10 protein-coding genes are annotated in these 13,805 nt (G+C 59.7%); 6 read left to right on the forward strand and 4 right to left on the reverse strand.

Going from position 1 to position 13,805, the window contains the following annotated elements:
• Positions 1-31: 31 nt before the first annotated feature.
• On the forward strand, positions 32-583 hold the full coding sequence (locus tag ADA16_RS03505; protein WP_161797582.1) for a hypothetical protein: 552 nt from the start codon (positions 32-34) through the stop codon (positions 581-583).
• Positions 580-1,017: a DCC1-like thiol-disulfide oxidoreductase family protein gene (locus tag ADA16_RS03510; RefSeq protein ID WP_048759234.1), complete on the forward strand. Its 438-nt coding sequence runs from the start codon at positions 580-582 to the stop codon at positions 1,015-1,017. Before ADA16_RS03505 ends, ADA16_RS03510 begins: the two co-directional genes overlap by 4 nt.
• Before the next feature lie 59 nt (positions 1,018-1,076).
• Here ADA16_RS03510 and ADA16_RS03515 read toward each other — a convergent pair whose 3' ends face one another.
• Positions 1,077-2,249 (reverse strand): exonuclease domain-containing protein, encoded by a 1,173-nt coding sequence (locus tag ADA16_RS03515; RefSeq protein ID WP_053084290.1) that lies wholly within the window; start codon positions 2,247-2,249, stop codon positions 1,077-1,079.
• Between ADA16_RS03515 and ADA16_RS03520 the strand changes: the two genes are divergently transcribed.
• On the forward strand, positions 2,248-2,439 hold the full coding sequence (locus ADA16_RS03520) for a hypothetical protein (RefSeq protein WP_048759235.1): 192 nt from the start codon (positions 2,248-2,250) through the stop codon (positions 2,437-2,439). The genes ADA16_RS03515 and ADA16_RS03520 overlap by 2 nt on opposite strands.
• A gap of 432 nt (positions 2,440-2,871) precedes the next feature.
• Positions 2,872-3,912, forward strand: a complete 1,041-nt coding sequence (locus ADA16_RS03525; RefSeq protein WP_048759237.1) for a hypothetical protein — start codon at positions 2,872-2,874, stop codon at positions 3,910-3,912.
• Between the two features lie 134 nt (positions 3,913-4,046).
• Here ADA16_RS03525 and leuA read toward each other — a convergent pair whose 3' ends face one another.
• Positions 4,047-5,864, reverse strand: a complete 1,818-nt coding sequence (gene leuA / locus ADA16_RS03530; RefSeq protein WP_048759239.1) for a 2-isopropylmalate synthase — start codon at positions 5,862-5,864, stop codon at positions 4,047-4,049.
• A 400-nt stretch (positions 5,865-6,264) separates the two neighbouring features.
• Between leuA and ADA16_RS03535 the strand changes: the two genes are divergently transcribed.
• Together ADA16_RS03535 and ADA16_RS03540 are read left to right on the forward strand one after the other, a co-directional pair.
• Positions 6,265-8,898 (forward strand): YhgE/Pip domain-containing protein, encoded by a 2,634-nt coding sequence (locus tag ADA16_RS03535; protein WP_048759240.1) that lies wholly within the window; start codon positions 6,265-6,267, stop codon positions 8,896-8,898.
• Positions 8,898-11,240: a YhgE/Pip family protein gene (locus ADA16_RS03540; RefSeq protein ID WP_048759242.1), complete on the forward strand. Its 2,343-nt coding sequence runs from the start codon at positions 8,898-8,900 to the stop codon at positions 11,238-11,240. The genes ADA16_RS03535 and ADA16_RS03540 overlap by 1 nt, the downstream gene beginning before the upstream one ends.
• 5 nt (positions 11,241-11,245) lie before the next feature.
• Here the strand turns inward: ADA16_RS03540 and ADA16_RS03545 are convergent, their stop codons facing one another.
• Positions 11,246-12,277, reverse strand: a complete 1,032-nt coding sequence (locus ADA16_RS03545) for a class C sortase (RefSeq protein ID WP_048759245.1) — start codon at positions 12,275-12,277, stop codon at positions 11,246-11,248.
• A gap of 202 nt (positions 12,278-12,479) precedes the next feature.
• On the reverse strand, positions 12,480-13,529 hold the full coding sequence (locus ADA16_RS03550) for a DMT family transporter (protein ID WP_239659327.1): 1,050 nt from the start codon (positions 13,527-13,529) through the stop codon (positions 12,480-12,482).
• Positions 13,530-13,805 lie beyond the last annotated feature (276 nt).

A 13,805-nucleotide genomic window follows, 5' to 3' on the forward strand; every position in this document is an offset into this window, starting at 1 on the left:
AGTAGCTGATACAAGCGTACTTCTTAATTTCGTGTGTTCGAAGAATCACCAGTATTTGCTCGACTTCGCAGGCAATAAAACCATCAGCATTCCGGGCGCAGTCAAAAATGAAGTCGAACGCAAGTTGGCTAAACAGCTCTTTGCCTGCGGCAAGGGACACTGGGATTGGTTTCTGGGGCAACCGAATGTCGAAGTGCTCGACGATGACTACAAAAAGCTTTATCCATATGTTCGTCTTTATTCCGGTCCTGGCTATAAATCTAAAGGGGGCAAAGCTAAACACCTGGGGGAGTACATCGCTATCGCCCATTGCCTTCATGCGAAAGACCAGGATAAGGGTGTAGTCACTGCGCTTATCATGGATGACGGTGATGCCTGTGAGCTAGCGCGGAAGCAAAAAGCCGGATACGTATTCAATACCGAGCACGTGCTATTGCAATGTGTGAAGTTGGGATCTATCGGTTCGCGTGGGCAAGCCAAGAAAATTTGGAAAAATCTCCAGAAATTTGATGTCCTAGTCAATTTTGAGCACACCAAACTGAATGGTAAGAGCCTGTATAAAAAGGACGCCGAAAAAAGATGAATCCTGACATCACTCTCCACCCTGACATCACCTTCTACTACGACCGCGATTGTGGGTTCTGCGAGGCAAGTGTGACCCTTCTAGCCAAACTCAGTCGTGTCCGCATGATTGGTGCCAGCCCCGATGACCAGTCCTTGCCAGCGGAAGTTCGGCGACACATCTCAGCTGAGGCGGTCGCCATGATCCCAGCCGAAGCGGCAGTCGTCGAACCTGGTGTTAAAAGTGGCCGCAAATTTCGGTATGGCTACGAGGCGATAGGCATCGCCCTGCGTGAGGGTGGCACCAAGACACTATTCCGATGTGCGGGTACACTTCTGCTTTTCCCGCCACTAACAAAACTGTGGAGCTTTATCTATAAGGTTGTCGCTTCCAACCGTCACAAAATCAGTGCGGTCCTGGGGCTTAACGCCTGCAAACTAGACTCCGCGAGGTGACCATCCGGCAGGACCGTTGCCCCAGTGCCACTGCAATTACGCAATGAGTAGTCACCGAGTCAGTCGTTAGTCTCATCCTTCACGGCGTCCGGCGACATCTCTCCAACCAGCCGCAAAAATGCCTCATCGGAAACGATCGGAATGTCCTTCCGGTGGGCATGCATGGCTTTGCCCGTCAGTTGGTCCGGCGTCACATCCGCCGGTCGGTTGCACACCAGCACCGACGACTCCCGAGTGACCTTCTCCGAGTACGCCAGCCCGGCCCGCACACCCGCCGCGATCAGCTCATCCGGGTCCAGCGACACTTCTGGTGCCACGACGAACTCCATGCCCGTCGCGAGCTTCCGCCCCGGCGTATAGCGGCCGGGGTTCTCCACGGGCCGCGGGGCTTCCATCGCGTCGACACGCACTGCTGAGCGCTGCAGGCCCACAATGTCCTCGCGCAGCTGGTCAGGCGTGTACATGTTCAGGATTGTGCCCTCGTCGAGCCCGCCCTGTGCGCGGAACAGCGCAAGCGTGGTGGTGACGTCATCCAATGTCCGCACCCGCTCCGGCACCGAGATGCCGGCAATCGACGCCTCGGGCGAAGGCACATCGAGGCCGTAGGCGCGCGCGACGGCGCGCAGGCGGGCGTCGTCAAGCCGTTTTCCCTGGCGACGCGCTGTTTCCAACGTATCGGCAATCCGTGCGGGCGCCGGAATCCGCGCGACACGAGTGCGCGTGCGACGACGCCCCCGCTTATTCCGCGCGGACCGCTCACGATTCGCTTGACGACGGGCCCTCTTTGCCTCGGCAACTATAAAACCCCAGACCAGCGGCGCATTATGAGCAACCAACGTGCGCCCATCGAGCGCGTGCGCGAGCTTGGCCTGGATAACCCCGAACTTCGGAGCCCCCTCGAAGTCCGCGGGCTCGAGGCCGTGGAGGTGTGTCGGGCCGGGGTCTTCGGTGGGATCGATGACGACATGCCAGGTGTCCACGATGTTGCCGTGCGCGTCGGCTGTGGACACTCCCAGACTGACCAGCCGAGATGTCTTGGGATGGATGCCCGTGGCCTGGATGGACACGATTGCGTAAGGAGCTTCCTCCGCTGACGAGAACTGTTTGTGCTCGTCAGCGGCCTTTGTCGCGGCGGTTTCGGTTGGGGGTGGGGCAGCTGTACTTGCACCGGTTGCAGCCGCGTTGGTCGTAGCCGTGTCGGTGGTGGCTGCGGACGGTGCGGTTGTAGTCATGTCCGTTGTGGCTGCGTCGGTTGGGGCCGTGTCGGTGGTGGTTGCGGACGGTGCGGTTGTAGCCGTGTCCGTTGTGGCTGCGTCGGTTGGGGCCGTGTCGGTGGTGGTTGCGGTCGGCGTGGCTGCGTCCGTTGTAGTGGAAGCCGGTGCAGTTGGTGGCGTTTTCGCGCCCGCTCCCGACGCGCGTTGAGAACGGCGACGATTCCGCCGCCGCCTCTTCGTTTTAGAAGAGGCCCCAGTCGCATTGCACTCCTCGCGCGCCGATTCAGTCATGCCTCAAGACTAGCGGGTGCGCTCACCCGCGGAGAAAGTGACCAGCTTTATAGCACCTTAAGCAAAATTTTTGCGACGAAACTGCTATAAACCTGGTCAGTAACTTGGGTGCCCAATCGGAAGGGCCGTGGGCCCGACCACATGGGTCCCATAAACCACGCAAACCACGCACTCCCCAAAGTTTCTCTCTCCCCCCCCAGCAGGGTACCCAGTCGAAAAGGAATGGAACCGAGAGGACGATTTCTGCGCCTTATTAAATAAGGATCCCACTAAATAGGGCCACGAACCAAGGCCACGAACAGGGGCCGAAATTACTACGGCAGGGCAATAACCACAGGGCGGGGGAGAAGTGAGAAACAGGAAACGTAAGCAGCTGGTGGCGGATCAGTATGGAATCATTAGGCCGGACAACCAGCCGGGGGACGGATACCGCGAGGTCGCAAAGCAAACGCGGGCCGGTTATCTGGAGCGACTTTGCCGAGGCCACTATGTAGCCGCGCAAGCCTGGGAAGGGCTCCACCGCGAGGAACGCCTGGCTATTACTGCTTTGGCGGTGGTCTCCGAGACGTCGTCAGGCGTTATATCGGGAGCTGCAGCGCTGGCCTTGCACGGTTCGTGGGTGCTGGTGCGCGACGCGAAGATCGTGGTCGTGGGCGGGAGTCAGAAGTTCCACGGCATCGACTATTGCATGCGCCTGCGCTCGGAGATCCATCTGGATCACACACAGGGGCTCGCGGACCGGCGGGTCGCGGTGCTCGCGCGTGCGGCGTTCGATGAGTGTCGCGTCCGGTTCAGGCAGAAGGGGTCGGAGTCCGTGTCGTGGCGGGCGGCGGTGTTGGCCGTCGAAGGTGCGCTGCGACATGGCGCCACGCGCGATCAGCTTGAGGAGATGCCAGCGCATTATCCCAGCGTGCGGGGCCAGGAGCTGTTTCACCGTGCGCTTGCGGTCTGTCATGGTCGCTGCGAAACGCCCGGTGAGGCCCTGACCAAAGCTGCGCTTCTCGAGCTCGGCCTGAAGTTCCACGAGCAAGCCGAAATTTGGACTCGCGGCACCAGCCACAATCCGCCGCATTTTCTCGCCCGCGTGGATTTTTATATCCCCGACCTGCTGCTTGTCGTGGAGTTCGATGGCCACATCAAGTATTCGGCGAGCGAGGTCGCGCCGACGCCTGCGGCCCAGTCCGAGCTGCTCACGCGGGAGACTTACCGCGAGCGTTCGCTGCGCACAACGGGGCTCGATGTCGCGCGGGTGGTGTGGAAAGAAGTGGAATCGCACGCCATTCGCTTATCGACGCTCCGTTCAATCCTCATCGAGCGCGAACGCGTCGTAGCCGCAGGTGGGGTGACTTTTCGTGCGGATGTGCGCAATGCCGGTCCGTTGATTGGGTAGCGGGGCCAAGGGGCTGTTGGATAATTGGGCCGCTGGATAGTTTGCCCCAAAAAGAAACTGACCCGGTCTATAGCAGATTCGGCCTCAAATTCGGGCCGGAAGCGCAATAAACCTAGTCAGTAACTCTGTGGAGTTTAAGCCAGCGCGCGGTTGACCGCGCTGGTGACCGCCTTCAGCGATGCGTAGGTGATGGAACCAGCGATGCCGGAGCCCCAGACCTTGGTGCCGTTGACATCTGCGAGGACGTAGGCCGCAGCCTCGGCGTCGTCACCTGCGGTACGAGCGTGCTGGACGTACTCCTGGACCTCGACGTTGACACCGAGCTTCTCCAGAGCGTTAGCGTAAGCGGCCAGCGGGCCGTTGCCGACCCCCTCGACGGTCTGCTCCTTGCCCTCGTAGACGATGTGAGCCTTGATCTTGGTGGCGTCCGACTCGTTCTGAGCTGCATCGACAGTCAGGGCGATCTGCTCCAGCGGAGCCTCGCGGTCCAGGTACTCACCTGCGAAGATGTCCCAGATGGCCTTGGAGTTGACCTCGCCGCCCTCGGCGTCGGTGACCGCCTGCACGACGGAGGAGAACTCGACCTGCATGGAGCGCGGCAGGTTCATGCCATGGTCCGTCTTCATGATGTAGGCCACGCCGCCCTTACCGGACTGGGAGTTCACGCGGATAACGGCCTCGTAAGAACGACCGACGTCCTTCGGGTCGATGGGCAGGTAAGGAACCTCCCAGGTCACCGCGCGCAGGTCCTCGTCGGAAAGCTCCTTGACGGCGGCGCCCGGGCGAACCTTGTCCGCCATTGCATCGAGACCCTTGTTCACTGCGTCCTGGTGCGAGCCGGAGAAGGCGGTGAAGACCAGGTCGCCGCCGTACGGGTGGCGCTCCGGAACCCGCAGCTGGTTGCAGTACTCGACGGTGCGGCGGATCAGGTCGATGTCGGAGAAGTCAATCTGTGGGTCGACGCCCTGGGTCAGCATGTTCAGCCCCAGGGTGACCAGGCAGACGTTACCGGTGCGCTCGCCGTTGCCGAAGAGGCAGCCCTCGATGCGGTCGGCGCCGGCCATGTAGCCCAGCTCGGCGGTGGCGATGCCGGTGCCGCGGTCGTTGTGCGGGTGCAGCGACAGAATGATGGAGTCGCGGCGGTTGAGGTTGCGGTGCATCCACTCGATGGAGTCTGCGTAGACGTTCGGAGTGATCATCTCCACGGTCGACGGCAGGTTGATGATGATTGGGTTCTCCGGCGTCGGGTCGATGACATCCACCACGGCGTCGACAACTTCCTTGGCGTACTCAACCTCGGTGCCGGTGTAGGACTCCGGCGAGTACTCCCAGCGCCAGTTGGTGTCCGGGTAGTCCTTCGCGATGGTCTTAATCAGCTCCGCCGCGTCGGTGGCAATCTTCTTGATTGCGTCCTTGTCCTTACGGAACACAACATCGCGCTGCAGGATCGAGGTGGAGTTGTAGAAGTGAACGATGACGTTCTTTGCGCCGGCGCACGCCTCGAAGGTGCGGCGAATCAGGTGCTCGCGAGCCTGGACCAGAACCTGGATGGTGACGTCGTCCGGGATCATATTCTTCTCAATGATCTCGCGCACGAAGTTGTAATCGGTCTGGGAAGCGGACGGGAAGCCGACCTCAATTTCCTTGTAGCCCATCTGGACCAGCAGCTCGAACATGCGGCGCTTGCGCTCCGGGCTCATCGGATCGATCAGCGCCTGGTTGCCATCGCGCAGGTCGACGGCACACCAAACCGGTGCCTTCGTAATGCGCTTGTCCGGCCAGGTGCGATCCTTCAGCTGAAAGTCCTGAACTTCCTGGTCGTAAGGCAGGTAGCGGTTGGTTGCCATCTGGGAATTGCGCTGCTTATTCCAAGCAGGCTGCCCTTCCGGAATCTCGCCAGCAGGAGTGGAAATTACAGAGGGAGCGGAAATAAAAGCGTCGGAGGGAGTCATGTTGTGGGCCTTTCTAATTCGGACTTTTCTTTTAGGCCGGCACAACTAACCCCGCGACGGGGAGCCGGCCTTAAATCCAAGCCCCGCCGCGGCATAGAAGCAGTAGTCCGCGTTGCATGTGATGTACCTTACCCCGTTGGTTATATGAATTTCATCATTCGGGGGTTTTAGTGGGGGAAATGTGTTCAAGTTCTGTGCCTCGGGGTTCCGCGCTGCGAAAGGCATTGCCGACGGCCCTCGCCCGCGCACCTCAGCCACCCACCCCACCAACAGCCACGCACCTCAGCCACTCACGCCACCAACAGCCACCCGTGTCACTCACCTCAGCCACCCGCCCCGCCAATAGTTCTAAAACTAGTACCAATGTATTTAGCGGGGTAAAGATGATAGCGTCCTAAAGGTGCAAACTAGCTGGTCTATTCTTAAGCGAGACTTGCGCCGTCTCCGCAATAGCCCAAGAGTGTGGGTCATCGTCATCGGCGTGATGATTACCCCTGCCTTGTATTCCTGGTTCAACATCCCGGGCTTCTGGGATCCGTATGAGCACACCGAGAACATCGGCGTGGCAATTGTGAATGAGGACAAGGGCGCGAGTTCCACGGTTACTGGAAGCCTCAATATCGGTAACCAGGTGGTCAAACAACTAAAAGAAAATCATGAACTGGGCTGGCAGTTCCCCGATGCCGAGAAGGCAGACCGAGATCTAAAGCGCGGCGAGGTCTACGCCTCAATCACCATTCCGCCGAATTTCTCGCAGGAAATGGTCGATCTGATCCAAGGGCAGGGGCATCCAGCAAAACTGACCTACCGCGCTAACCAGAAGATCAACGCAATCTCGCCGCACATCACGGCGCAGGGCGCATCCGGTATGGATGGTCAAATTTCCGCGGCCTTTAATAAGGAGATTGCGAAGGCGGTCACCGAGCAGGTCAAGGAAGCCGGCGGCCTGATGCAGGGCCGATTCGACGCTGCCCGCCTCAATTCCGCCGACGCTTTCCAGGATGTCGCTGATGCGGTGGCTAGTAGTCGTGATGAAGTCGGCGCTATCCAGGAGCAGATTGGCGATCTGCAGCCGACGATTGCGCAGATCAAGAAGACTCTTGGCAGCGTAGATACGGCTCTCGACGATGCCCAAGATGCGTTGACGCAGGTGCAGGCGATTACTGGTGAGCTCAACAACGAGGTCCTGAATTTCTCCGCGGATCTCAACGACGCCTACCTGCAGGGCAGTACCGCCCTGGTAGAGGGCACCGGTAACGCCAATGTCGCGATTGGCGCGATGACCGGCAATCTGCAAGGCGCAATTTCCCGTTCGGATTCCGCGACGGCTGCGGCGGAGGACATCGTCAAGCAGGCGGATCAGGTCATTGGCGGTCTGAATTCCCTGTTGGATGCCAGCCCGCTAAACGGTCCGGATAAACAGGCAATCCAGCGCACCATCGATGCGCTCGACGAGAGCAACGCCACCAATAAAGAGCTGGTGGAGGGCCTGAAGAACGTCTCCGGCTCGGCGCAGGGAACTCTCGACTCCCTCAACGCCACCAGCGAGGCATTGGCGCAGGCCACCAAGGATGGCAAGGCCGCCTCGGATCAGATCCGCGAGGCGTCCCAGGACGCGCTCCCGCAGTTGAGCAGGGCGCTTAATCAGCTCAACGCGCGCGTGGGCTCGTACGCGGCGGCGCTCGGCGCGCAAAAGGACACCGTCAAGGAAACGTCCGCGCTTCTCGACGCTACGAGTGGGCAGCTTTCCGCCGCGAATCAGGTCCTCGATAGCTTCAAGGCTGACCTCGACGGGGTGCGCGATGGCCTGGAAACCGCGCGTCTCGATGTTCTTACCCTGGGTACTACCGAAGAGCGCGAAGCCATGAACATGGTCAATGACCTCGACCCCGAGGGAATTTCGCAGTTCCTGAGCGATCCGGCCGAGATCCAGACTGAGGCCGTGTTCCCGGTGGATCACTACGGCTCGGGTATGGCGGCGCTGTTTACCAACCTGTCGTTGTGGATTGGTGCGTTCATCCTGATTGTGATTTTCCGCGTGGAAGTTGATGCGGAAGGTTTCAAGGAAATCACGGTCGGCCAGGCGTACATGGGCCGCACCTTGCTGCTGGGCATCATCGCTATTTTCCAGGCGCTGATTGTCTCCATCGGTGACATTGTCATTGGTGTACAGAATGTCAGCGCGGTTGCGTTCGTCCTCACCTGTGTCGTGGTGGAGCTATGTTATCTCGCCATTATCTACAGTTTGGTGGCGGCATTTGGCCACGTGGGACGCGGTATCGCCGTGGTGCTCGCGTTTATTCAAATCCCTGGTGCCGCCGGTCTCTATCCAATTGAGATGACTCCGGACTTCTTCCAGGCAGTGAATCCGTTCTTGCCGTTGACCTACGGTATTGATGCTCTCCGCGAGACAATTGGTGGTTTCTACTCCAATTACTACCTGAAGAACATGCTCACCTTGATGGTCATGGCAGTGGTCGCCTACGTGGTCGGCTACTGGCTGCGCCGCAGTCTGTCTTCGGTCAACATTCTGGTTAACCACCAGCTTGAAGAGGGCGGTCTGGTCAACAACGAAGAAGTCCACCTGGTCGGTAGTGGGTACAAGCTCAGTGACCTGGTCTTCGCGCTGCGCAACCGCGAGGAGTACCAGACGCGAGTCGATGAGCGGATGGAGAACCTGCGTGGCAGCTACACGCTGTTCATGCGCATTGCCATTGGTGTCGCAGTGGTCGCCCTGGTGGTACTGGGTATTCTGGCTCGCAACTACCCGGATCAGAAGGCCCTCTTCTTCGGTCTAGCCTGCCTGTTCGTGCTGCTCTGCCTCGCTTACATCGCGGTGCGCGAGTACGTCAAGCAGTCTGTGATTCACGCCCAGGAGCTCAGCGAGCTGTCGGAGGAAGAGCTGCGTGCCTACATGGAGCACCAGACTTCCCATCCGCATGCGTACTCGTTGGAAAATGCTGGCGATACGTTTGAGCCGCAGACGAAGGTGTCGTCGGCAAGCGTGAAGACTTCCCCAGAAGGTGAAGCCTAATGAGAAACGTTCTTGAAATTGTGCGGAACGACTTTCGGGTGATCCGCCAAAACACGATGACCGGAATCATGGTTTTCGGTCTGGTGCTGATCCCGCTGCTGTTCACCTGCTTTAACGTGCTGGCCAGCTGGGAGCCGTTTGAGAACACCGAGAAGCTGAAGATTGCGGTCGCCAGTAATGACCGTGGCCATCGCACGGATATTGGTGCGATTGACCTCAACTTGGGCAATGAGGTGCTGTCGAAGCTGAGCCGTAATCACGACATTGACTGGCGGATTACGGATTCCGATGACGCCATCGATGGCACCAAGTCCGGTGACTACTACGCGGCAATCGTGCTTCCGGAGAACTTCAGTACCGAACTGATGACCTTCTACGTCCGCGGTACCAAGGCGCCGAAGCTGACGCTCTATACGAATGAGAAGAAGAACGCGCTGTCGTCGATCATTACGGGCAAGGGCGCGAGTGGCGTTATTCAGGAGATTGATAAGAACTTCACGCAGGTCGTCGCCAGCGTTGGTTTGGGCGCAATCACCTCGCTGGATGAGTACCTGGACACCTCCGACTCCAAGCAGGCACTGACGCGCGTGCAAAACCGCGTTGATGACACCGCCGCGCGACTGCGCACCGGTGCGCAGACTGCTCGTTCGCTGTCCACGCTGGTGGAGACCACCGTGCCACTGGTGGAGACCGCGGATTCCATTTTGGAAAACGCTGGCGCACGGATGGACATTCTGCGCAACGGTTCCGGTGACGGCAACGTCGCTGGCGATTTGGAAGACGCGGTCGGCAATGTTCGCGGCTCGGTTAGCACGGCGCTCGACGCAACGCAGGCGAGCTACGAAGGCGTACGCGACCGGGTCAACGAGCTTGTCGACGGCAGCCAGGCCACCAGCGGCGCTGCCGCGGATACCTTTGATGCGATGGCGGCCAAGTTCGGCCAGCAGGCCGATGGTCTGACTGCGATGCGCGACCACCTGGAAGACACCGTTGGGGCAGTGGTTCCGGGTGTCGCTAAGCCGGGCTATGATCGCGCAATCTCCGACTTGAACACCTCAATCGCTCGCACCCGCGGCCTGCAGGAGAGTTTCTCCGCCGTGGCGGCGGATTTGCGTGGTGGTCGGGATACGGGATCGTCGATAAGCCAGGCGAAGGACGCTTTCACGGCTGCGATTGCCGCTGTGGAAAATGCCAAGAACTCCTACGAGCAGAACCTGCGCCCGCAGATCGACGCGCTGTCGGAGCCGGTGTCGCGACTGAGCAATGACATCGAGGTCATTGGCGAGGACATTCGTGGTATCCGCGGTACGCTTTCTGGTTCGCCGGTGGATACGCTGCGTAAGACCAGCGCTGCCACGATGGGCTTGAGCAACCGCTTTGATGATCTGGCCGCTCGCTTCGACGAGATCCACAACGCGCTGGAAGAGGCGAAGGACACCGGTGACCTCTCTCGGATTGCTGACGCCATCGGTGATGATCCAAGTGCCATGGCCGCGCAGCTGGCCGCGCCGGTGCAGGTCGAGGAAGACCCCGTCTTCCCAGTCCAGAGCTTCGGTGCGGGCATGACGCCGTTCTATGCGACGCTCGCACTGTGGATCGGTGCGCTGCTGTCGTCGGTGCTGATTCGCACCACGGTGCGTAGCCGCGGTGCTCAGAAGGTCGGTGATGAGGTCGGTGCTGATGAGGTTGAGGCCGCGGTCGATGAGGCGCAGAGCGATGAGGCGGTCGATGAGGCGCAGAGCGATGCAGCCGCTGAGGTCGGCGATGATGCTGACGCTGAGGCCGACGAGTCCAGCGACCAGCAAATCAACGCTGCCCAGACCGATGACTACACCCGCGCCGAGAAGTACTTCGGCCGGTTCGCCACCTTCGCCACCGTTGGCCTGGTTCAGGCCACGCTGATGGTGTTGGGACTCCAGGTGTACGTGGGCATCGATCCCGCACACCGATTCCTGATGCTGCTGGCCGGCTGGATGATCTCGCTGGTGTTCATGATGATCGTCTTCTCGTTCGTCTTCACCTTCGACAACGCCGGCAAGGCCATCTGTGTGCTGTTGCTGGTGATGCAGGTCTCGGCCGCAGGTGGCGCGTATCCGCTGCCTCTGGTGCCGCAGTGGGTCCAGAACATTAGCCCGTGGCTGCCGGGTACCTACGCGATTGACATGTTCCGCAGCTCCATCGCCGGTATTTACGAGGCCGACTACTGGAAGCTGATGTTCATGTTGGCACTGTTCATCATCCCGTCGCTGATCCTGGCGCTGGGCCTCCAGCGCATCTTTGAAAAGGGAATCAACGACATCAAGGACGCAATCGAGGATACGAAGGTGATGGCCACCTCGTAAGTGGCCTAATCCTCCGCCTCCGGCACTGCGTCCGCCTCATCGCTGTCACGCTCGGCCTCCGGTTCGTCCTTGCCGTCGCGCGAGAGCTTCCGCAGCCACCAAATCAGCAGCGCAATAATCACCGCCGCTGCCGCCAGGATGGCCCACATCCACCACTGCCACTGCGAACCGCTGCCGTCGAACACGGATTCCTCGTCAGGATCCATCGGCACCTGGTGCCCCGTCACCAGCAGGCGGTGCGTGTTAATGCCGTAAGGCGTGCACGTAATCAACGTGATCAGGTCTTCTCCGGGGACACGTCGTAAAGCATCGGTTTCATCCGGCTTTACGACGGCTACGTCGTGGACCTCATACTTCAACTTGTGCCCCGCGACTGCGATGTAAAACGCGTCGCCCTTCTTGACCTTGTCGAGGTTGTCCCACAGCGTCGCATTCTGCAGACCCGTATGCGCCGACAGCGACGCGTGACGACCTTCACCGTCGCCCACGCCGCCGACCGGGAAGTCGGTGCCGTAGAGGTGTCCGACACCCCGTTGCAGCGCCTTTTCCGACGTGCCGTGGAAAATAGGCAGGTCAGAGTTGATGGACGGGATGACGATGCGGCCGAGTGCGTCGGTCTCGGCAAGCACGTCGAGGTAGTGGCGGTAGCGCTGGTACTCCGGGGAGGACTCGTCATCGGAGGTGGTCCAGGCGTCGCCGGGATTGACCTCGCCGAGACTGGCGTTGTACTCGTGGGCCTCGTTCCAGGCGGTGTCCAAGACTTCGGGAGGGACGGATTTCTCCAGCTTGGAGTACTCATCTGCGGCGCGGGCCTGCAGGAAGTTGTTCCACTGCGTTGCGACAACCGGGTACAACAGCACTCCCAAACCACCAATGATTAGCAGCAGAGCGATGATGGTGTTCGAGTTGAGCTTTTTGCCTTTTTGCGGCTTTGCTTTGGTTTTGGTTGTGGCGCTGGCGTCGGTATCGTTTGCGCGTTCGGACTTCCGCTTAGATGTCGGTTTAGATGCCCGCTTGGAATGGGAATGACGCCCCATCGAGTCCTACCTTTGGTGACCTTGTGCATAGCGGCCACGGAGTCTTTCTCACCGGGAATAGTTCCCGGGCAGGGGATAGCCAGGCCGACAAATCGCTAACGACTAAATAAGTGCAAATACCAATGTAGGTGATGCGGCCCGGGAGGGCTGAACTCTACTCACCGCGCGGCGTTCTGTGCGGTGTTATTCCATGTGATTCCATTCAGTGCGCGGCGGTATCGGTGGTGTTTGCGGCGTTGGTGTCACCGGTGTTATCGGTGTTTGCGGTAGTGGCGGCGGTGGAGGTGGCTTCTGCCGGGCGAGCTGCCAGAGCAATAGTGGCGGAAATCATGGTCACCAGTGCGATAAAAAGCGCCACCCACTGAACGCCGACCGCTTGGAAGCGCTCACCAAGAACGATGTATCCCAAGCTGAAGGCAACAATCGGCTCCACGACGGTCATAGCTGGCAGCGAAGCCTGCAACGGTCCCGCGTTAAAAGCAGCCTGCTGCAGGCCGACACCAATAACCGCCAGTGCCACCAGCAGCCAGAGTTCCCAGGCCAGTAGGAGTTGGACGAGTCCATCGTTGACATAGATATCGACCACCGACTTGGACAACAGCGCGACGAAGCCGTACAGCCAACCGGTCGCAGTGCCGAGCAGCAGAGCCTTCGGGTTCTGTCGCAGCACTCCGTGCTGTTTGGTGTCTGAGGTACTGCCTGTGCTGTTGTCGGTGCTGGAGCGGTCTGCGATGGCTGAGCTGTCACCTGTGCTGGAGCCGCCACCAGCGCCGGTGTTGGGCCACTGAACTGCGGCAGCGTAAAGCCCGCAGGTGACCACGCCACCGGCGGCAAGAGCCCATCCCCACAGGTAGGTGGGGATATCGGTGGAGCCGGCAGTTGGCTTGCCGAGCAACACCAACGTCGCCACCGCAAAAGTAAGCGCTATCGACCAGAACATCTCTGACCGCGAAATCCGCCGACCATTCACCTTCGCTGCCAGCGGGAGCGTGAGCATCAGCTTCATAACCAACAACGGCTGTACCAGGAGCAACGTGCCGAATGCCAACGCTGCGACCTGAAATACATACCCGGCAATCGCCAAAGTCGAGCCTAGCCACCAGCGTGGCAGCTTCAGGGTCTTCGCCACTCCGCGAAGTGTGCTGGTGCCCTCTTCCAGTGTTCCGGAGAGGTTGTGGCGGATGACGGTTCCCCACGCGATGCTGAGTGCCGACAGCAGAGCCAGTATCGCAGCGAGAAGGTCATTGTTCACGTAGGAAATGCTAGGCATGCAACACTTGTCATGTCCACTTCGCAGGGGTTAGCGGGGCAGTGCTTGGTGTCTTCAGCGCCTCGGGAGTTAGCTGGCGGATTAGCTGGCTCGGCCATGATGCTGACTGAGCCCGGGAGTTCGGGAGTGAAACTGACTGAGTCCGGAGTTCCTGGCACAGTACCGAGAGTTACTGACCTAGTTTATGTCAGTTTTGACAAGTTTCAGAGCCGGTAGGGTCAGGCGGTCATTGCATCATGGATAACACCAGAGATTACC

Origin of the sequence: Corynebacterium vitaeruminis (assembly GCF_001054325.1) — a bacterium.
Classification (GTDB): Bacteria; Actinomycetota; Actinomycetes; order Mycobacteriales; family Mycobacteriaceae; genus Corynebacterium; species Corynebacterium vitaeruminis_A.